This is a genomic window from Rarobacter incanus, from assembly GCF_006715765.1.
GTDB classification, from domain to species: Bacteria; Actinomycetota; Actinomycetes; order Actinomycetales; family Cellulomonadaceae; genus Rarobacter; species Rarobacter incanus.
In genome coordinates, this window is the sequence record NZ_VFNV01000001.1 from 1,862,995 (window position 1) to 1,883,289 (window position 20,295).

The window sequence follows — 20,295 nt, forward strand, 5'->3', positions numbered from 1 at the left end:
CGCCACGCGAAGACACGCATCACAGGATCGGAACGACGACGGGTAGATCCATAGCCAATTGGTACCCGGCTGGGGCGGCCACGACCTGCGGGATCACGTTGACGGTCGGGGCGGCGCTGGTGACATACCCGTTGTCTGCCGGCATCATTCCGTGGATCTCCGTGTGCAGCAGGCCCGGTTCACCATCGATGTCAACCGCCTCGCGGATGCGGGGCTCCTCGACCTTGTCGGCGCAAACGCGGTGTACATAGCGCAAGGTGACACGGGGTTTGCCGTCAACTTCCCCGATCATCTCAAAGACGTGCCCGTAAATCGTGCCCTTTTCGACGGTGCCCCAGGCAACCTGAAGATCCTCGGGCGCGGCAAAGACCTGGTGGGTTGAGCGTACGGTGTCGAACGGGATGCCGAGGCGCTCGCCCATTTCGTAAACGGCGCCGACGTAGTACGACACGATTCCGGCCTTCAACCTGTCGGAGGGGAACGTGGCCGGATCGGTCCCGTAGCCAAAGACTTTGACCCAACTGGACGTGTTGAACTGGTCGTCCTCGCCCGATTCGACCAGCACGGTATCGACCCGGCCCATGATTCCGGCCAGAACCATCGGAATGTAGCTCGCGTACGCCCCCGGAAGCAGCCCGGAGGGAAGGAAGGTGACGCCCGCGGCGCGCGCGGTATCATCCAATTTCTTGTAAAGATCGGGTGCGGTAACCCTCATGTAGTACAAAGGAATGGTCGTTATGACATTCTTGCCCGCGGCAAGTTCCCGGCAGATCTCGTCGACGCTAGGGCTGAACCGGCCGCTTTCGTCTCGCCGCGTCGGGCTGTAGTCGAGCACCACCTCTCCCGATCCTGCCAAGACGGCATCCACATCGTCGGAGACGGTGACGCCGAGCGGATCGAGTCCGCACACGGTTCCCGCATCCTTCCCGACCATGTCCGGGTTGATATCTATCGCGCCAACGAGTTTGATGCTCGACTTCGTGGCGATCATTCGAATTGCGTCGCGCCCGACGTTCCCAAGACCGCGGACAATGACTCCAACGGGTTCCACAGAACTCACCTCTTCGCAATCACGCGGCCGCAATGCCGCATTGTGGTGCACAGGTCGCGTGGCGTTCGACGGGGCGAATCCGGCGTTCACGCCGAGGCCGCTGGGGATGCCGCGTGGCGAGTGTTCTTGGTTTTCACATTACTCACCTTTGGGTCAAGCTGTAGGGACTTTCATCCCTTGCGCGATGCTGCGCCGGCGGCGGATACCGCGCCGGGGCGTGTGGGTGTTGCGGTGTCGGGGCGGCTGGGCGTGTGTGTGGCGGTGCCGGGGCGTGTGGGTGTTGCGGTGTCGGGGCGGCGGGGCGTGTGTGTGGCGGTATTCCGCGTTGCGCGGGGATCGGGCTTGCGGGAATTAGGGTGCCGCTAACGCCGCGGCATAGTGATCCGCAACGACCCGGGCAAGCGTGGGATCGGGCGCCAGCGGAGCCGAGACAATATCGCCGCCGCTCGCGGCGACCAGTTCGGCGAAGAACCCGGGGGCGAGCACGTACCGCGCGACGATCACGCGCGAGGCCCCGTCAGCCCGGGCCGCGGCCACGGCATCGGCGATGCGGGGTTCACTGGCCGACGCGTAGCCGACCGTCACCGGCACCGGGATGGCCTGGCCGACTCCCGCGGCGACCGCCGCCACGTCCCGGACGGCGGCGGGGTTGCTGGAACCGGCAGCCGCGAGCACCACCCGGTCCGTGGGTTCAAACCCACCCGGCACGGCAGCGATAAGCCGGTCTGTGACCAGTCGGGCAACGAGTGGGTGAGCGCCCAGCGGCTCCCCCTGCGCAACGCCCGCGTGGGCACCGACCGCTCGGGCTATATCCACCTTGGTGTGATAGCCGGTGGACAGAAGCAGGGGGACGACGACGGCCCTCGTCCTTAAATCTTGTGCGCAATCGCCAGCCGCCGGCTCCCCGCACACCTCTGCAAGGACGCGCTCGAGGTCCGGCTGCTGAACATCGACGAAGGCCTCTTCGACGCGCACGGAGGGCAGAAGCTCGCGCACCTGATCCACCAGCGATCGTATGGCCGCCTGCCCTGCGGGGTCGCTCGTTCCATGCGAACACGCGATCAGGACGGTCATATAAGCACCTCAATCGGTCGGGGCCCGGCACGAGTTCCTGCGGGCAGAGTGCGCGGCTACGCTTGCCGAAATCGATTCTTTCACCCACGGTCGCGTGCCCGCCAAAACCTTACCCATCTGAGATGGAATCGCCAGCCCGATTGGTCGCGCGTGTTCACCAGGTGGGCGCAGGTGCCGCCGGCCGGTGCCTCTCAGTACGATGGCCGCACCATGATCCTCCTTGCCCTGAGCGCCTCGCACTGCGACGTTGCCCTCGCGACGATAGAACGGTTGAGCGCAGCGGCATCCAATGTGCGCGCGCTCGGCGCCGACGGGCCGGGTTTGGGCCTTGGCTCCGGTGGTGGATCCGGCTTCGGCTTCGGCAATGGCGCGGGATTCGGCAATGGCGCGCCAGCGGTGCGCGAGGTTGTAACGCTGGCGACGTGCAACCGGTTCGAGGTGTACGCGGTTGTCGATGCCGGCGCCGCTAAGGATGCAACGCGCGAACTGATCGAAGCGATCGCGAACGCCACGGGGCTGAGTTTCGACAGTGTCTTGTCGCTGCTGGTCGCCCGCCACGGGCAGGATGCGGCCCGGCACCTGTTCGCCGTCGCCGCCGGCCTGGAATCAATGATCGTCGGGGAACGCGAAATAGTCGGCCAGGTGGCCTGCGCCTTGAGCGAAGCGCGCGCGGAGGGCAGCGCCGGGCACGTCCTGGGGAGGTTGTTCCAGACCGCGATACGCGTTTCGCGGGAGGTCGAGGCCGCAACCTCGCTGGCATCCCACGGCCGTTCCATCGTTGCGACGGGCCTGGACATGGTGGGCGGCGCGCTGGAAAACTGGGGCGCCGCGCGGGTGCTACTAGTGGGAACCGGCAAGTTCGCCGGGGCGTGCCTGAGCGCCCTGCGGGCCCGCGGATGCACAAACGTGCAGGTCTATTCGCCGTCGGGGCGGGCCAGGGATTTTGCGCTGCCGCGGGGTGCGGCCCCGGCCGACGATGTGCAGCGGGCCCTGCGGCACGCCGACGTGGTGATTGCGAGTTCCGGGCGCGGCAACGTGCTCGATGCCAGGACCCTGGCGCCCGTGTTTGCTGGAGGGGAGCATCCGGTGGCGTTGCTGGACCTGGCCTTGGCGCGCGATATCGACCCCGACGTGCGGTATTTGCCGGGAGTGACCTTCGTCGATCTGGCCGCGATCAAGGCAGCAGCACCGCAGATCAGCACCGAGCCGGTGGCGCGCGCGCACGCCGTAGTTGCCCGCGGGGTTGAGCGGTGGCAGGCCTGGATGAGTGAACAGTCAATTAGCGACGAGGTCCGCGCAATCGTGGATCAAGCCTCCCGTGAAATTGACGCCGCGTGCCGCGCGACCGCAGGGGAGCGGCAGGCGAGGGCGGTCCGCGCCGAGATGCGCCGGGAACTCCACCGACGGCTGCAGCGCGTGCGGCACGCGCACGCCGCCGGGCGGGTCGCCCGTTAATTGGGTGCGCGGTCGGTGCTTGTGGGGGTGCGCGGGGACGCCGAGTGCGGTGTGCTTCGCTGGTCGAGTGTGCCAAGGGCGCGTATCGAGACCAGTAGGCGTGTGGGGGTGGTCTCGATATGCCCGCTGCGCGGGCGGCTCGACCCGCGAAGGTAGCGGTTCTTGGCCGGCCCTGACTGAAAGGGGCGCGGTCGGCGCGTGTGGGGGTGCCCGGGGGGCGTCGAGTGGGGTGTGCTTCGCTGGTCGAGTGCGCCAAGGGCGCGTATCGAGACCAGTAGGCGTGTGGGGGTGGTCTCGATATGCCCGCTGCGAGGGCCACTCGACCGACGGAGGGGCTTTGACTGAAAGGGGCGCGGTCGGCGCGTGTGGGGGTGGCCGGGGACGCCGAGTGCGGTGTGCTTCGCTGGTCGAGTGTGCCAAGGGCGCGTATCGAGACCAGTAGGCGTGTGGGGGTGCCCGGGGGGCGTCGAGTGGGGTGTGCTTCGCTGGTCGAGTGCGCCAAGGGCGCGTATCGAGACCAGTAGGCGTGTGGGGGTGGTCTCGATATGCCCGCTGCGAGGGCCACTCGACCGACGGAGGGGTTTTGACTGGAAGGGGCGCGGTCGGCGCGTGTGGGGGTGGCCGGGGACGCCGAGTGCGGTGTGCTTCGCTGGTCGAGTGTGCCAAGGGCGCGTATCGAGACCAGTAGGCGTGTGGGGGTGCCCGGGGGGCGTCGAGTGGGGTGTGCTTCGCTGGTCGAGTGCGCCAAGGGCGCGTATCGAGACCAGTAGGCGTGTGGGGGTGGTCTCGATATGCCCGCTGCGAGGGCCACTCGACCGACGGAGGGGTTTTGACTGGAAGGGGCGCGCTCGGCGCGTGTGGGGGTGCGCGGGGACGTCGAGTGCGGTGGTTTGGTTCGAGGGCGGTGGTTTGTGCGGGGGTTTTGACTGGAAGGGGCGCGCTCGGCGCGTGTGGGGGTGCGCGGAGACGTCGAGTGCGGGGTTTTGGTTCGAGTGCGGTGGTTTGAGCAGGGTGGGCCCCGTGGGGCTCGAACCCACGACCTACGGATTAAAAGTCCGGAGCTCTACCAACTGAGCTAGAGGCCCTCCGCCCAGGATTCGAAAGGGAACTGAGCGGGCAGCACCGAAATGCCGCGGGGACAACATTACCGTCAAAGGTGGGTTAGCGCCGAATCCTGTTGGGCGCGGCGCAAACTCGCTTGGCGCCCCCACCTAGCAGCGGCGCGCTGAACCGAGCCGCCGGACGGCCCCGCCCACCTCGCAGCGCCGCGCTGAACCGAGCCGCCGGACGGCCCCGCCCACCTCGCAGCGCCGCGCGAAACGGAACTACCGTTTGGAACTAGTCGCCGGCGACTGCGGTCGGTAGGGTTCGCGGTACAGGAGCTGGCGGCGTCACAGCGCGCCTAACCGAACCACCGAATGGACCCGGTCACCAGCCACAGCGCCGAGACGGCGCCGAGCGCGCACGTGACACCCAGGAATACGACCACCCAGAACAGCCCCGGAATCCGGGTCAGGCGCGCAAGCGCGTCCGCATCGGACCCAGACCGCCCCCGCGAGCGCGCGCGCTGGACCTGCATCTCGATCACGGGCCGCACGGCGCCCAGCACCAGCAGCCACGTCAGCGCGTACGCGCTGTACTGGATCAGCTGGGGGTCCGCCCGCCACAGGATGACGCCCAGGACCGCTCCCAACCCCACGATCGGCAGGATTCCGAACCAGTTGCGTACCCACACCAGCATGACGGCGAGCGCGGCAATCCACGCCCAAAGCAACCCGGTGGCGTGCCCCGACGCCACCACCGCCGCACAGCCTAACCCAACGATTGCGGGCCCCGGGTACCCGGCCAAGGCGGTAAAGAACAGCCCCGGCCCACCGGCCCGGCCCGTCGAGGTGGTGAGCCCCGAAGTGTCGGAATGCAGCCTGATCCCCTTGAGCTTGCGCCCGGCGACGACGCCGACGACAGCGTGCGCCCCTTCGTGCGCGATCGTGATGACGTGACGAACCAGCGCCCACACCGGAGGGAACGCGAGCGCAACCAGCACGCATGCCCCCACGATGGCGGCGCTGCGCCCGTCCAGGGGCGCGGTGCGCGCCGCGACATGCTCCCACAGGGTCGCTAGATTGGTCATAAGGGAATCACATCATAGGGGTCTGACGTTGACCTGAATGGTTCAACTATTGCCAAGGAGGCACCCGTGAATTACCAAGTTTCCAGGTCGGATGAGAAATGGCGCGAAATCCTGACGGCCCCGCGTTTCGCCGTCCTGCGCGAAGCGGCGACGGAACGCCCCTTTACCGGTGAGCTGCTTGCCGAACACCGACCGGGGACCTACCACTGCGCGGGTTGCGGCGCGCCGTTGTTTGACGCCGAAACGAAGTTCGAATCGCACTGCGGCTGGCCCAGCTTCTACAAGGACATCAAGCCGGGCGCGATCGAATACGTGCAGGATAAGAGCCACGGGATGGTCCGCACGGAAGTGCGCTGCGCCAACTGCGGTTCGCACCTGGGCCATATCTTTGATGACGCCCCGCAGACGCCGACTGGCCAGCGTTTTTGCATCAATTCGCTTGCCCTTGAGTTCGTGCCGGCGGACGAAAGCTAGCTATTTCAGCTGCCGATTATTTCGACGAGTTCTCCCACGCCGTCACCGACTCAGCGAAACGGTGCAGCCCCGCCGCGAAGCTCGCGACGTCGTCCGGTCCCCAGTCCGCCAGTGCCGCCCCCAGAATTTCCAGCTGTTCGGTCCGCACCGCGCCGACCAATTCCAGTGCGGCGGGGGTGAGGGACAACCTGACGGATCGGCAGTCGTTTTCGTCGGGTCCGCGCTCTATCAGCCCGAAGGATTCAAGGCGCGCCACTTGCCGCGACATGGTCCCCTTCGAAACGCCCTGGGCGCCCGCAAGCTCGGAAAACATTGCGCCGGGGTTCCGCTTCAGGAAGCTCAGCAGCGGAAACGCGCTGGGGTCCAGCCGCGGGTCCACGGCGTGGATCGCCCGCTGCGTGATGTGGCGCCCCCGTCGCAGTATCACGCCCAGGTCGCGCAACAGCTCGATGAGCGCGGCGGGCGGGAACTCGGATGCGACGGGGGGAGATGCGCTCACAGTTCAACAGTCTCCTGCGCCGCGGCCTGCTCACGCAACTGCTCGCCACTGCTGGTCCCCAACGGGATTTCGCGCATGAAGAGCAGTGCGATCAGCACAAGCACGGAGATCGGGGCGCTGATCAAGAAGACGTGGGGGACACCGACGCCGTAGGCGTGTTCGATCACGGACACGATCGGCGCGGGCAACGAGTGGAGGTCGGGGATGTTTGTCAGGCCACCGCCAGTGCCTACGCCCAGAGTCGCAAGGCCGTGGGAGACCTCGTCACGCACTTTGGTGCTAAGGACGGATCCGAGCGCGGCCACGCCCATCGCCCCGCCCATGGTCCGGAAGAAGGCCACGGCGGATGTGCCCGCCCCGATGTCCCTGATATCGAGCGTGTTTTGGGTGGCTAGCACCAGGTTTTGCATCAGCATGCCAACGCCCGTGCCCATGACGAACAGGTAGACGAAGATGAGCGCCAAGGGCGTGTTCTCGTTGATGGTCCCCAGCGCACCAAGTGCCGCGATCAGCGTGATGGCACCGGCGATCATGATCCTGCGGTACCGGCCCGTCGCGGCAATGATATTGCCCGAAAGCGTTGAGGCAGCGAACATTCCCACGGCCGTCGGAAGCGAGGCGAGTCCGGCGACCATCGTTGAATATCCGCGCGACAGCTGCATGTATTGGCCCAGGAACACGGAGGATCCGAACAGGGAGATCCCGATCGCGGCGCTGGCGACGATGGCGACCACGAAGGTGCGGTTCTTGAATAGGTGCATGGGTAGCAAGGGCTCATCGGTGACCAATTCGATGCGGACTGCGACGGCGAGCGCGGCGATGCCGCCGCCCACAAACGCCGCGGATTGCCAGGACAGCCAGGCGAAATCGTCCCCGGCAAAGGTCACCCACAGCAGCAGGGATGCCACGCCGAGGCTGATCAGCAACGCCCCCCAATAGTCGATCTTGACGCGTCGGCGCGTGAATTCGGGGAGTTGCAGGGTGCGCTGGATGGTGACGATCGCGATGATGGCGAGCGGCAGTGTTAGGTAGAAGATCCACCGCCAGCCGAAGTGCTGGGTGATGAATCCGCCCAGCACGGGTCCGCCGACCATGGCCACGCCGGTGAAGGCACCGACGTATCCCATGTACTTGCCTCGCTCGCGGGGGGAGACGATGTCGGCGATCAGTACCGGGCCCAGCGACATCAGGCCGCCCGCGCCGATGCCTTGCAGCGCGCGGAACGCGATGTGGCTGAGCACGTTGGGCGCCATTCCGGCCAGCGCGCTGGAGATGACGGTGATGGCAAGCGCCAGCTGAATGAGGCGCTTGCGGTTGGTGAGGTCGGCCAGTTTGCCCCAGATGGGGGTGCTGATTGTGGACGTCAGCAGGGTTGCCGTCACGATCCAGGTGTAGGCGGCCTGCGTGCCCTTGAGGTCCGCGACGATGACGGGCAGCGACGACGAGATGATCGAGGTCGACAGCACGGAGACGAACAGCCCGACGAGGATGCCGGACATGGCTTCAAGGACCTGGCGGGTGGGGCGCGGGGACGCCTCGATGCCTGCGTGGGCGATGGGGTTGGTAGTTGTGGTCACCCATCGATAATAGTTGCCTTAGGCAACGAAAGGGGGTGGAGCGGGGTGTTGAGTGCGTCACAGGTGTGGTTAAAAGGGTGCTGCGGGTGCCCAATCTGGAACGAATTGGGCACCCGCAGCTACCGCCGGGAGAGGGGAGGGAGAGAGGTCACAAGAACTAGGCCGGCGGCAGATTTGGGGTTAGGAGTCGGCGCGCAGGTTGTTGCCGGCGGTCTCGCCGCCGTCGATTGCAATCGACGACCCGTTCACGAAACGCGACTCGTCGGATGCCAGATAGAGAACGAGCGCCGAGATTTCCTCCTGCTCGGCCGCCCGGCCGGCGGGGATTTGCCCGAACCCACGCTTGAGCCCGGCCGTAAGCGGCGTATTGACGGACCCGGGGTGGATCGAGTTGACGCGCACGCCATCGGCGCCAAAATCCAGCGCGGAAGTCTTGGTGATCCCCATGACGCCCCACTTAGCCGCCGCATACGCGACGCGGTTTTTGAATCCGACGAGGCCCGCTATCGATGAGATGTTGATGATCGAGGAGGTTTCGTTCTTCTTGAGCTCGCCAATCGCCGCTTTCGTCCCGAAGAAGACGCCGTTGAGGTCGATGTCGATCGTTTTGACGAAGTCATCGACCGTTGCGTCCTCGACGTTGCCGCGAGTGAAAATGCCCGCGTTGTTGACCAGGACATCGAGTTTGCCGAACTTCTGGACGGACGCCTGCACGGCGGCGGCCCACGAGTCGTAGTCCGTGACGTTGAGTGTCACGAAGAGCGCATTGTCTTCGCCAAGTTCGGCGGCGAGTGCGGTTCCCTCGTCGGTCAATAAGTCGCCGATGACTACCTTCGCGCCCTCGGCGACCAGCGTGCGCGCGTGGGCGGCGCCCATGCCCCGCGCACCGCCGGAAATTAGTGCAACCTTGCCCGCTACGCGACCTGTCGTGCTTGTCATGGTGTGGCCCTTCCTCGCCCATCCAAACTTTTTGCATTATCTGAATCTGATGGCAGATAGTGAACTTCAGTAGTCCCAATCTAGCTACCGCAAGTGCGCGCCGCGAGGGGTCTTACGTCCTAATCGTTCGATCGAAATGTGGTGTCTTGCTTTGGTCGCGTTGCGCGTGATCGCTGCGCGGCACTAAGGCGCGCGCCAGCGGCGCGCTTATCCGTGGCGGGGTGCTGGTCGGGCGCGGGCGCAGCGCGGGCCCTTTGATCGGGTTCGCGGGTGCGCGCGGTGCGACAATCGAAGGCATGAGTGAGCAGGGTGCGGCGCAGGTCGCTGAGGGCAAGCAGGCGGGGACTCTCATCCAGTCGGTTTCCCGGGCTTCGGCGATCATGATGGCGGTTGCCGAGTCGGATGCGGGGGTGTCGGCGCGGGATGTGGCCGAGCGTGTAGGGATCAACGCCGCCACTGCTCACAACCTGTTGCGCACCTTGTTGCATGAAGGGCTGCTGGAAAAGGCCCCGGGCCCCGCGTATGTGCTGGGTCCCGCGGCGCGCGTGCTCGCGGCTGCGGCCTCCCGGCTGCGCCGCCCCCCCCAGGCGTTCCACGAAGCGCTAACCGGACTGGCGGCCGAAACCGGGGAAACCGCGTACCTGGGAGCGTGGAGCGGCGACCAGATATCGCTCGTCGAATCGGTGGAATCAATGCACACTCTGCGGCTGGTTCCGCGTCCGCTGGGACCCGAAATGGACACGATAAACGCGCGCGCGACGGCCAAAATCCTGCTCGCATACTGCCCGGAGGACGTGAAGGATTCCGTGCTCGATCGTTGCGCCTTCCCCGCGCTCACACCCGCGACGATTGTTACTCGCGCTGCCTTCGAGGCGGAACTCGTGCGCGTGCGCGCTGCTGGTGTCGCGTACGACCGCGAGGAATACTTGCAAGGGGCGTCGTGCGTGTCCGCGCCCATCTGGGTTGGTTCGGCGGTGCCTGCCTGCCTGTCGTTGCACGTGCCGCAGTCGCGTTTCGCGGGCCAGTTCGAGCGCCTGACGGAGGCTACGGTGCGCTACGCCGAGCAGGCGTCGGTGCGCTCTACGCGTTAGTTCGCCGCGCCGGGTGGGCGTCGGTGCGCTCTGCGCGTTAGTTCGCCGCGCCGGGTGGGCGTCGGTGCGCTCTGCGCGTTAGTTCGCCGCGCCGGGTGGGCGTCGGTGCGCTCTGCGCGTTAGTTCGCCGCGCCGCGTTCAGTTTCCCTAAGCAGGCGGCGGCCTGCTGCGTCAGCTAGCGGCGTATGGGTCTAGCGAGATTTTCTTTCCCCACTGCGCATCGGGCCGTAGGTCCCGACCCGCCTCGACCCAAGTCCATATAGTGAACTCAAGTGCACTAAATGATCCAATGGCGGGTGGCTCCCCGCCCTCACGACGGAGGCAGGCGTGTCCACACAAACGACCAGGTCGCGATGGCTGGTATTCCTAGGCGGCTTCGTGATTTCCTTCATGATTGCCGGTATCGCGCTATTCAGCGTGTTCAAGCAGGAACTGATCGAAACCAACGGGCTAGACGCGGGGGCCGTGCCGCTCGCGATGTCTATCTACCTGTTCACCATGGCCTTCGGCGGCATTTTCTCGGGGCGCATCGCCGACAAGTACGGCGCGGTCCCGTTGATGTACGGCGGTGCGGTCGCCTACGGGCTCGGCTGGTTCCTGACCGGCAACGTACATTCGACGGGGCAGCTGTACCTGGTATTCGGCCTGCTGGCAGGCCTTGGCGTGGGCGCCGTTTACAACCCCACAATCGCGGTCACGCTGCGGTGATTCCCGGACATCCGCGGGAAGGTGTCCGGAATGCTGCTTGCTGGCGCGGCTATAGGTCCCGCGATCTTGGCGCCGATCATGAACTCGCTGATCGAAAAGTACGGCGTGACAACGGCCCTGCACGCCCTGGGAATCATCTTCTTCGTTTCGATCGCGGCGTGCGGCTGGTTGATCGTCACGCCCCCTGCGGGGTGGGTACCGCGAGGCTGGACGCCGCCCGCCGTCACGGCGGGCACGGCCGGGGCCGCAACAGAAAAGACCTGGAAGCAGATGATGGCGACCCCATTGTTCTGGGCGATGATTCTACTGATGGCGTGCGCTGCCACCGCCGGGAACATGCTTGTCAGCTCCGCCAAGCCAATCGCCGTTTTGCAGGTCGGCGGCGGGTTTGGCATGGAGGCCGCCGCGTTCGGTGCGATTATCGTCTCGATCTCGACCCTTGCGAACTTTGCAGGTCGCCTCAGCTTCGGCGCTCTGTACGACAAAATCGGCCCGAATCGGTCGCTCCTCATATCCCTCGGGGCAACCATTGTCGCGATGGCGGCCATGTCGGCCGCATCCAATGCCTTCTTCTTTACGGTCTGCATCGTGGTTCTAGGGTTCGCATTTGGTGGCGTACTGGTGATATTCCCGCCCATGACCTCACGCAACTTCGGCATGAAGAACCTTGGGATCAACTACGGGATCATGTTCATCGGTTATGCCATCGGTGGGTACATCGGCCCCAAGTTAGCTACCGCCTTTGTCGGCCCGGACCCCGCCGCGACGAACTACTACCGTGGCGCGTACATCGGCGCCATCGTCGTCGGGATCGTCGGGATCGCGATTGTCGCCCTGATCATGTGGCTCGAAAAGAGGCAAAGGGCCGCACTTACAGCGACGGCGACCGCGTAGCCGAATGGCTGCGTCCGTCGCCCCGCCCGGCGTGCCCGGTCGCACACCTGCCCATCACCGCGGGACGGACTGGGACGCCGGGCGTGCCGCTGCCCGCGGGACCGACTGGGACGCCGGGCGTGCCCGTGTCCGCGCCACCTTCGCGGGGATGCGGGACAATGGGGCGGTGAACTCGTCGGGAAAAAACGGCCGAAGGCCGCGCAGACCAGCAAGCTTGGACTGGCGCGACGCCGAAAAGATCCCCGGGGATCCCGACCCCGCGCTGCGCAACGATCTCGCGCATATGACCGCGAACATGATCGTGCACGGCGCCCGCGACTCGGAGGATCCCGACGTCGTCGGCAGGCTCATCCGGTTGGTCGATACCGAAGGCTTGGACCTGGTCGCGGGCCTGTGGGCGGATTCTCCTGCCGAGACCCTGCCGGGGGCCCTGTGGCGGCTCTACATGCTGCGCGAGTTTGTGCGGCGCGATCCGGAGCAGACCACACGCCGGTACCGCATGGGGATAGCCGCCGCGCCGGTTGCGGAGGCGATCGCTGGGGCGGCAAGCGCGCCCGGACCGCAGGACCTGCGCAGGGTCGCGGACGCAGTCCTAGGCGGGGTGTACGGCGGTGACCTGGCGGTCGCGCTGGAGCGCGCTGCCGCGTTTTGCAGGCTGCTAGCAACGGGCGCCGCCTTCGATGCCGACTCGCTCGATCTGGTCGCGGGCGACCGGGCCCGGCGCCTCACTCTGGCCGCGGCGGGGATGGACCGCACCGCGGACGAGCTGACGCACGCGGCCGAATTATGGCGCGGCGGCAAGTTAGACTGATGGTGCGACGTCAGGCTGCGGTAGCCCCGGGCTCCAACACCAGCCGCTGCGAGCGGCCACACGCCGAGAGGCGCTCCCGGTCTGGCGTCGCTTTTCCATTTGTGCCGACATTTCGGGCACCAAATGTTCGCACTATGGACACCCGGCGTTTACCGGTTATTGTGAGATGCGTCGGCGTCCATATCCGACCGCTTCACAACCCAACCATGTACGGAGACTGCTGTGCGATTCACCCCGCGCGACAACACGTTCTTTGAGCTCCTGGCCGAATCGGCCCAGCAACTCGTCGAAGGATCGAACATCTTGGCCCAGATTACTGGCGCCGAAGGTTCGGACCGCAAGAAGCTTGCGAAGCGGATGAGCGAGATTGAGCACGCCGGAGATGAGGCAACCCACGCCATCATCAAGCGCCTCAACTCCACGTTCGTGACGCCCTTTGACCGCGACGACATATATAACCTCGCATCGGGCCTGGACGACTGCCTGGACTACATGGATGAGGCGGCGGAACGCATTGTCCTGTACAAAATCGATGAACTGCCGGACCGGGTTGACGACCAGGTCGAAATCCTGCGACGGATGGCCGAACTGACCGCGACCGCTATGCCGGGGCTGCGGTCCATGAATGAACTGCACGACTACTGGGTTGAGATCAACCGCCTAGAGAACCAAGCGGACAAGGCGTACCGTAAGCTGATTAGTCATCTCTTTGAAGACGTCAAGGACCCGATCCAGCTCATGAAGCAGCGCGAGGTGGTTGAGGTGCTGGAAAAGGCCGCCGACGCGTTCGAGAAGGTCGCGAACTTCGTCGAGACCATAGCCGTCAAGGAAGCGTGATCGCGACGTGGAGTTCGCGCTCGTCATCCTGGTAGTACTGATCGCACTAACCTTCGATTTCACCAACGGCTTCCACGACGCGGCCAACGCCATAGCCACTTCGATCGGCACCCGGGCGCTGACACCGCGGGCCGCCCTGGCCATGGCCGCGGTGTGCAACCTCCTCGGAGCCATGCTCGGCACCAATGTCGCTGAAACCATCGCGCACAACATCGTGGACATTCAGGATCAGTCCAGTCATTTTGGTTTGATCATCGTCTTGTCCGCACTGATCGGCGCGATCACCTGGAACCTCATCACCTGGTGGTTCGGGTTGCCCTCTTCGTCGACACATGCACTGATCGGCGGGCTCACCGGCGTCGGATTGGCCGCCGGAATTCCGGTCTTCTGGTCCTCCATCGTCGACAAAGTCGTCATCCCAATGGTGGTTTCACCGCTGGTCGGATTCGGGCTGGCGTTTGTCGTCATGGTCGGGGTGTTGTGGCTCATTAGGAACGCTCGCCCCAACCCGACAAACCGCCGGTTCCGCATCGCCCAGACGGCATCGGCCGCCGCCATGGCGCTGGGTCACGGTTTGCAGGACGCTCAAAAGACGATGGGAATCATCATGCTCGCGCTTATCGCAGGTGGGCACTATTCGAAGGATGATTCCATCCCCTGGTGGGTTAAGGTTTGCGCGGCATTGGCCATATCCGCGGGCACGTATTCGGGCGGATGGCGGATCATGCGGACACTGGGGCGCCGCATTATCGAGCTCGATCCCGCGCGCGGGTTCGTCGCGGAGAGCGTTTCCGCAATTGTCCTCTATGTCAACGCCTACGTTTTGCACGCGCCGATTTCAACGACGCACACGATTACCTCTGCGATCATGGGGGTTGGCGCCACCAAGCGGGTCTCGGCGGTCAGGTGGGGCGTGGCCAAGAACATCGTTGTCGGGTGGGTGCTGACGATTCCCGCGGCGGCGATAGTCGGCGCCGTCAGCTTCTGGGTCGTCAACGGGATGCTCAAGTAGCGGCGACCCAAACCAGGATCAGCGGGTGAAGGCCCCGGGTGCTAAAGGTGCCCGGGGCCTTCACCACACCTGCGGTTTGAACTTCTCGACCGTGACGATGCGCGGGCCCGCGCTGGTGTCCGCGATCTGCGCGACCAGGCACGCCCCGGGTTGCAAATAGGGGGTCGAGCGCGGCAGCGCCCGCCTTGCGTGCGCCCGCGCGAACTGTCGCAGTGCGTCGAAAACGGTGGGCAGAACCGGCCTGTGCGTGCACAGCACGGCGCCCACGTTGCCTTCGATCAAGGCGGTGGTGGCATCGAATGCGGATTTCGCTGTTTGTTCGTGCGCCCTTTCGGTGATGTTGTCCAGCGGGGTAAGCGGGATCCCGGAGGCTGCCGCGAACGGTTCGACCGTCGAAACGCAACGCTGCCACGGGCTGGTAACGATCTGCTGGACCCCGTAGCAGGCCAGGAGTTGCACCAGTGCGCTGGCCTGCCCTGAGCCGAACGGTGTGAGGGGACGGGTGGCCTCGTCGCCGGACCAGCGGGATCTATCGACGGCCTTGCCGTGGCGCACGATGATCAAGGGGCGCGTCGCCAGGGTGCCGGTTCGGTGGGCGTCCAACAAGGTCTCAAGCGGGAGCCGGTCGGAAGGCCGGCTGAGTTTTGCCAGCGCCTTCTCGGGTGTCATCCACTTTCGGTCGTCGATCTCGTTCGGGTCTACGGGTGGGACCGGGAACCTGGCTGCAACCGCGGGCACGTCGGCGCCTGCGCGCTGCGCGGCCCAGTAGTGGGCGCGTTTCACCGTGCCGTCGGCAAGCAGATACTGGAGGCCGGTAAGCGGGACACCGAGCACAACGGGGCGGCCCGTTTCCTCAGCCGTCTCCCGCACCGCAGCGACGGGACGCGATTCGGCCTTGTCGAGCTTCCCCTTCGGCCAAGACCAGTCTCGATATCGCGGCCGGTGTATCAATTCAACTTGCAATTCGCCCTTGTGGACGCGCCACGGCAGGGTTCCCGCTGCCTGCACGACTGGGGCGACGGACGTGTCGATCTGTTCGACTTCAGCGCTCATATCGACGACGCGGACGGCGGTGGGCGCCACGGGCTACCGCCCCGCCTTGAGCTGGCGCCGCTGCCGCGCGATCAGTTCCGATTGCAGGTCGACAAGTGGCCCATCTTCGCCTTGGCTGACGCGCCGCCAATTTCCGTCTGATTCCAGATGCCACGATGAAGTCTTTTCTGCTGTGGATTCATCCAGAAGCCACAGCAGGGTTGCGGCATGTCCCGGATCCTCGATGCGAACCAGCGCCTCGACGCGGCGATCCAAATTTCGGTGCATCAGGTCCGCTGATCCGATGTAGACCTCGGCGCCGGACTCCGCGCCGTCCCCGATGGCGGGGCCACCCGAATTCGCGAACGCGAATACGCGCGAATGTTCCAGGTACCGACCCAGGATCGAGCGCACCCGAATGGTTTCCGACAGCCCCGGCACTCCTGGTCGAATCGCGCAGATTCCGCGCACGATGATGTCGATGTTCACCCCGGCCTGCGACGCGCGATAAAGGGCGTCGATCACCTGCTCGTCGACGACCGAATTGACCTTGATCTTGACCCAGGCCTCGCGACCGGCCAGCGCGGCCCGGCGCTCGCGTTCGATGCGCGCTATCAACCCCGTGCGCACCGTCCGCGGGGCCACCAAGAGCCTCGAGAACTTGGTCTGCGGCGCGTAGCCAGACAATTGATTGAATAGCCGTGAAACGTCCTGGCCGATGGTCGGATCGCATGTCAGCAGGCCCAGGTCGGTGTACAGGCGCGCCGTCTTGGGGTGGTAGTTTCCGGTGCCCACGTGGCAGTATCGGCGCAGCCCGTCGGACTCCTGACGCACCACCAGTGAGAGCTTGCAGTGCGTTTTCAGCCCGACGATTCCATAGACGACGTGAACCCCGGCATGCTCTAGCTTGCGGGCCCACGATATGTTTGCCTGCTCATCGAAACGGGCCTTGATTTCGACCAGAGCCAGCACTTGCTTTCCGGCGTCGGCCGCATCGATGAGCGCATCGACAATCGGCGAATCGCCCGAGGTGCGGTACAGCGTCTGCTTGATGGCCAGCACGTTTGGGTCGGCGGCCGCCTGCTCCAAGAACGTCTGCACAGATGTCGAGAAGGAATCGTAGGGGTGATGCAGAAGCACGTCGCGCGTCTTGATCGCGGCAAAGAAATCGGTGGGGGTTGCCCGTTCAACTTCCGCCAGCTGGTGGTTGGTCGTGGGGACGAACTTCGGGTATTGCAAGTCGGGCCGTGCGAGATCGGCTATTAGATTCAACCCTGTGAGGTCCAGCGGCGCCGGCAGGGTGTACACCTCCGATTCCTTGACCCCGAGTTCGCGGGTCAAAATCGTGCGCACGCGCGTGGATATCCCCCGCGCGACCTCCAGGCGGACGGGCGGACCAAAGCGCCGACGCAGCAGCTCCTTTTCCATTGCTTTCAGAAGGTTCTCTGCGTCGTCTTCTTCAACTTCCACGTCCTCGTTGCGCGTCACCCGGAACGTGTGGTGTTCTGCGATTTCCATCCCGGGGAACAGCGCATCGAGATGTTCCGCAATGACCTCTTCGATCGGTACGAACGATGTCTTGCCGTGGTCCGCGGTCACCGACTTGATGTCGGGAGCGCTGGGGCGCCCGTGTTCGTCAACCGCGATGAAGCGGGGCAACAGTGGCGGAACCTTGACGCGTGCAAAGTGTTCCTTACCGGTGGCGGGATTGCGGACCACGACGGCGAGGTTGAGAGACAGCCCCGAGATATAAGGGAAGGGGTGTGCCGGGTCAACCGCGAGCGGAGTGAGTACCGGGAAAATCTGGCGACGGAAGTATTTGCGCAGGCGGTCTTGCTCATCAGCGCTAAGGTCCGCCCAGTGGACCAATGAGATGCCTTCCTTGTCCAATGCTGGACGGATCTGATCTGCGAAGATCGCGGCGTGGTGGTCCATGAGCTGGTGGGCCCGCTGGGAAATCTGGTCCAGTACTTGCAGGGGGCTGAGGCCCGAAGCCGCCGTAACCGCGATTCCAGTGGCGATGCGCCGTTTTAGTCCAGCGACCCTAACCATGAAGAATTCATCGAGGTTCGACGCGAAGATGGCAAGGAACCTTGCGCGTTCAAGCAACGGGAGGGACGAGTCCTCCGCCAACTCTAAAACGCGCTTGTTAAAGGCGAGCCAGGATATTTCCCGGTCCAAGAACCGGTCCGCGGGCAACGGTGGTAGCTCCTCGGGTTGCGCCGGACCGGGGAGTGTCGCGGCGGCCTTGCCGCGCGCCTTGTCCGCAATGTGTTCGGCGATGTGCTCGGCAAGCGTTTGGCCGAGTGGGGAATCGCCCTGTGCTAACTCGGTCTGCTGGACTTCAGTCGCGTCAGTCATACGCCTATCGTGGCACCTCACGTGCCAATTCGGAACTCGAACCGGCGAACTGTGGGTAACTACTTGGGACGGGCGTACTGCACATCGGTGCGGGTAACGGCAAAGCCTGCACGTTGATAGGTGGTGACCGCGGGCGTGTTGTTTGCATCTGTCCACAAGGTGGCGGTCGTAATGGCGCGATCGCGCAGTGAGGCTAGTGCCAGCATGGTGAGACGTTTGCCCCAACCGCGCCGTTGTGCGGACGGGTCAACCGCTAGGACGTAGATCTCCCCGGTTGCCAGCGCATCCGGCTCAACTTTTGTCCACACCGAGGCAAGGAGCGGGCCGACCTCGTCTATATCTGTGCCATCTGCGTCGTTACGACCGCGCACAACAAAGAATCCATTGGCATCGAACCACGATTCGGCCATCCGGGCGCGCAAATCGGCGAGCGTCCATTGGCCCTGCTCTGGGTGGTCGTTGAACGCGCGTGCGTTGAGGTCGAGCCATGCGCGTTCGTCGCGCTCCGCGACGAAGTTCTGCACTAGGCAGTTGGGGCCAAATGTCGCCAGCGTGGTCGCAACCGACGGGATCCACGGTAGTTCGACTGTTGCCGAGGGATCCTCTTCGCTGCCGAGCGGACGCTCCATGAGATCTAGTTCGCGCACCACATGCATGTCTTCTCCCTCCGCAAGCTGCCGGGCGCCAGGCAGGTTGCCGTGTGCCCACACGCGCAACGGGGCATTCGCTCCGGGCTCGCCCGAATGGCTGGGAAGGGTCGCGTCACGCAGCGCGGTGCGTAGCAGAATCCTGCCAATGCCTTGTCTGCGTACCGATGGGTCCACAAACAATTCTGCGGCGGGCCGCCCACCCGCACGGTTGATCTGCGCGTACCCGACGACACTGGCGTCTTCGCTCACAGTGACATGGGTGATCGTTGGGATGTTGCGAGTCAATTCGATGCGTGCCTGCTCGGACAGCGGTACAATGCCGTCTGCTGCCACCACTCGCTCAAGCAGAGGCTTGATCGCGTCTGCCAGCGCAGCCGAGCCATTTGCAATATCGAGAGAGACTGTCATTGGGCTAGTCCATCACATTTTCTTTCGTGGGGTTAATACCGCAGATCCGGGCGCCCTCCCCGGCAGGCGTAAACCCGGTGCCTGGCCGCGATCATCTTCACATTCGACATCCCCTGGCGCCAACCAGCAAGCCTCGCCAAAGACCGCTAAGCGGAATTGGAATGCAGGTACGGCAAGAACGCTAACATTCCGTGGGGCTTCGAGCGTTCCCGTCGCCCTGTGCACTATGCGTACAAGAAAGCTAAAGCCTTCCCCACCGACTCGCGCGCCATCACCCATGTGTGGTTGTGACCGCATGCGATCTTCTGGTCGACGACCGCACCGCGTCCCACCAACAGCGACGCGACCGTATCCATGTCACGACGGCGGGAGGCAGAACTGCTCTGGGCCATGACGATCGCAACACGCATCGCGACCGACTCCGAGTTCCTACTCAGATATAACGCGGGGGTATTCGCGTCGCGCTGTGCCCGGTTCCGCAACAATAGATGCCCCGCCAGGCCCGCATCGGGGTAACCCTCTAGCACGCCGATTGCGTCGAATAAGCGCCGGTTACGCAAGCCGATGTTCAGGGCAGCGAAAGCCCCAGCCGACATTCCGACGATCGCGCGCGACATAGGGCCCGCTGCGGTAGGGAACATACGATCCACCCAGGGCACCACATCGTTGACGAGATGCGATTCGATCAAAGAACCGCCGTTGGTTGAGTCCAGCCCTTCGGTATCCCACTTGCCGAGCCCCCGTCCATTGGTCGAAGGGGCGACCGCGATGAGCGGGGGTATCCGCCTGCTAGCGATCAGCGAATCGAGCGTCGCGGCCAAGTCTCCGCCGGCGAACCAATCGGATGAGCCCCCGGGGCTTCCATGTAACACATAGAGAACGGGATAGCGTTCGGAACCGCGTGGGTCGAACCCCGCGGGTGTGTACACCCACGTGGTGGTTCGCGGTACCCGATAGGCGGGATTTGCGGGGATGACGTGGGGCGAAACGGTGGACCCGGAGTCCGTGACCCAGGACCGCGCCGCCACGAAGGGCAAGCCCCCCACGACGACGCGGACGGCCTGCCGCGTAGGGACAAAGCCGGAGTAGATATTAGCTTCGATCGCGGCGGCGGTGACGGCGCCGGTCACCCCAACCCAGCCCAGGGCGCGGCGTAGGGCCGTGCGCCGCGCGGCAAGCGCGCAAAGCCCAACCGCGGCGCCGCCAACCGCCGCCAGAGCGGCAAACCGGTGAGAGCTGAACCACGCAGAAGCGCCGTACCGGCGCCGGCGAAGCGCTGCAAGAAACATCA

At 64.9% G+C, this 20,295-nt stretch carries 16 protein-coding genes, 1 tRNA gene and 1 pseudogene; 7 read left to right on the top strand and 11 right to left on the bottom strand.

All coding sequences use genetic code 11. From position 1 onward, the window contains the following. Positions 1 to 19: 19 nt before the first annotated feature. Both FB389_RS07695 and FB389_RS07700 read right to left on the bottom strand, forming a co-directional pair. Complete coding sequence (locus FB389_RS07695; RefSeq protein ID WP_142112466.1) at positions 20 to 1,051, bottom strand: hypothetical protein; 1,032 nt, start codon at positions 1,049 to 1,051, stop codon at positions 20 to 22. Positions 1,052 to 1,402: 351 nt separating this feature from the next. Beyond that, the gene (locus tag FB389_RS07700; protein ID WP_142112468.1) at positions 1,403 to 2,125 is read right to left on the bottom strand and encodes a sirohydrochlorin chelatase; all 723 of its coding nucleotides are present in this window, start codon (positions 2,123 to 2,125) and stop codon (positions 1,403 to 1,405) included. A 210-nt stretch (positions 2,126 to 2,335) separates the two neighbouring features. On the opposite strand from FB389_RS07700, the gene FB389_RS07705 reads away from it, so the two are divergent. Then, positions 2,336 to 3,580, top strand: coding sequence for a glutamyl-tRNA reductase (locus FB389_RS07705; protein WP_170207930.1), 1,245 nt, complete (start codon positions 2,336 to 2,338; stop codon positions 3,578 to 3,580). Positions 3,581 to 4,592: 1,012 nt separating this feature from the next. Here FB389_RS07705 and FB389_RS07710 read toward each other — a convergent pair. Next, a tRNA-Lys gene (locus FB389_RS07710) sits at positions 4,593 to 4,665 on the bottom strand. A gap of 317 nt (positions 4,666 to 4,982) precedes the next feature. After that, a complete protein-coding gene (locus FB389_RS07715; protein WP_142112473.1) occupies positions 4,983 to 5,711 on the bottom strand; it encodes a M50 family metallopeptidase in 729 nt (242 codons plus the stop codon). Between the two features lie 66 nt (positions 5,712 to 5,777). Between FB389_RS07715 and msrB the strand changes: the two genes are divergently transcribed. Then, complete coding sequence (gene msrB / locus FB389_RS07720; RefSeq protein ID WP_142112475.1) at positions 5,778 to 6,185, top strand: peptide-methionine (R)-S-oxide reductase MsrB; 408 nt, start codon at positions 5,778 to 5,780, stop codon at positions 6,183 to 6,185. 16 nt (positions 6,186 to 6,201) lie between these two features. Here msrB and FB389_RS07725 read toward each other — a convergent pair whose 3' ends face one another. The 3 genes from FB389_RS07725 to chcB1 all read right to left on the bottom strand — a co-directional run bounded on the left by FB389_RS07725 (position 6,202) and on the right by chcB1 (position 9,200). Continuing rightward, positions 6,202 to 6,684 carry a MarR family winged helix-turn-helix transcriptional regulator gene (locus FB389_RS07725; protein ID WP_142112477.1) on the bottom strand — a complete coding sequence of 161 codons (483 nt, stop codon included), beginning with the start codon at positions 6,682 to 6,684 and terminating at the stop codon, positions 6,202 to 6,204. Then, entirely contained in the window at positions 6,681 to 8,261 is a 1,581-nt protein-coding gene (locus tag FB389_RS07730) for an MFS transporter (RefSeq protein WP_246043585.1), read from the bottom strand. Before FB389_RS07730 ends, FB389_RS07725 begins: the two co-directional genes overlap by 4 nt. A 180-nt stretch (positions 8,262 to 8,441) precedes the next feature. After that, the gene (gene chcB1 / locus FB389_RS07735; RefSeq protein WP_142112479.1) at positions 8,442 to 9,200 is read right to left on the bottom strand and encodes a trans-4-hydroxycyclohexanecarboxylate dehydrogenase; all 759 of its coding nucleotides are present in this window, start codon (positions 9,198 to 9,200) and stop codon (positions 8,442 to 8,444) included. A gap of 296 nt (positions 9,201 to 9,496) precedes the next feature. On the opposite strand from chcB1, the gene FB389_RS07740 reads away from it, so the two are divergent. From FB389_RS07740 to FB389_RS07765, 5 genes and pseudogenes are all read left to right on the top strand, one after another. Then, positions 9,497 to 10,291 (top strand): IclR family transcriptional regulator, encoded by a 795-nt coding sequence (locus FB389_RS07740; RefSeq protein WP_142112481.1) that lies wholly within the window; start codon positions 9,497 to 9,499, stop codon positions 10,289 to 10,291. A gap of 378 nt (positions 10,292 to 10,669) precedes the next feature. Next, positions 10,670 to 11,893 (top strand): annotated as a pseudogene (locus tag FB389_RS07750) (MFS transporter). Positions 11,894 to 11,897: 4 nt separating this feature from the next. Beyond that, the gene (locus FB389_RS07755; RefSeq protein ID WP_342776030.1) at positions 11,898 to 12,704 is read left to right on the top strand and encodes a hypothetical protein; all 807 of its coding nucleotides are present in this window, start codon (positions 11,898 to 11,900) and stop codon (positions 12,702 to 12,704) included. A 222-nt stretch (positions 12,705 to 12,926) separates the two neighbouring features. Further along, entirely contained in the window at positions 12,927 to 13,541 is a 615-nt protein-coding gene (locus FB389_RS07760; protein WP_142112488.1) for a DUF47 domain-containing protein, read from the top strand. 7 nt (positions 13,542 to 13,548) lie between these two features. Next, positions 13,549 to 14,553 carry an inorganic phosphate transporter gene (locus FB389_RS07765; protein ID WP_142112490.1) on the top strand — a complete coding sequence of 335 codons (1,005 nt, stop codon included), beginning with the start codon at positions 13,549 to 13,551 and terminating at the stop codon, positions 14,551 to 14,553. 60 nt (positions 14,554 to 14,613) lie between these two features. Here the strand turns inward: FB389_RS07765 and FB389_RS07770 are convergent, their stop codons facing one another. The 4 genes from FB389_RS07770 to FB389_RS07785 all read right to left on the bottom strand — a co-directional run bounded on the left by FB389_RS07770 (position 14,614) and on the right by FB389_RS07785 (position 20,293). Continuing rightward, a complete protein-coding gene (locus FB389_RS07770) occupies positions 14,614 to 15,636 on the bottom strand; it encodes an NUDIX hydrolase (protein WP_246043586.1) in 1,023 nt (340 codons plus the stop codon). A gap of 3 nt (positions 15,637 to 15,639) precedes the next feature. Beyond that, complete coding sequence (locus FB389_RS07775) at positions 15,640 to 17,946, bottom strand: RNA degradosome polyphosphate kinase (RefSeq protein WP_142112492.1); 2,307 nt, start codon at positions 17,944 to 17,946, stop codon at positions 15,640 to 15,642. Positions 17,947 to 18,005: 59 nt separating this feature from the next. After that, positions 18,006 to 19,004: a mycothiol synthase gene (gene mshD, locus FB389_RS07780; RefSeq protein WP_142112494.1), complete on the bottom strand. Its 999-nt coding sequence runs from the start codon at positions 19,002 to 19,004 to the stop codon at positions 18,006 to 18,008. 224 nt (positions 19,005 to 19,228) lie between these two features. Beyond that, positions 19,229 to 20,293, bottom strand: a complete 1,065-nt coding sequence (locus tag FB389_RS07785; protein WP_211344979.1) for an alpha/beta hydrolase — start codon at positions 20,291 to 20,293, stop codon at positions 19,229 to 19,231. Positions 20,294 to 20,295: the final 2 nt, after the last annotated feature.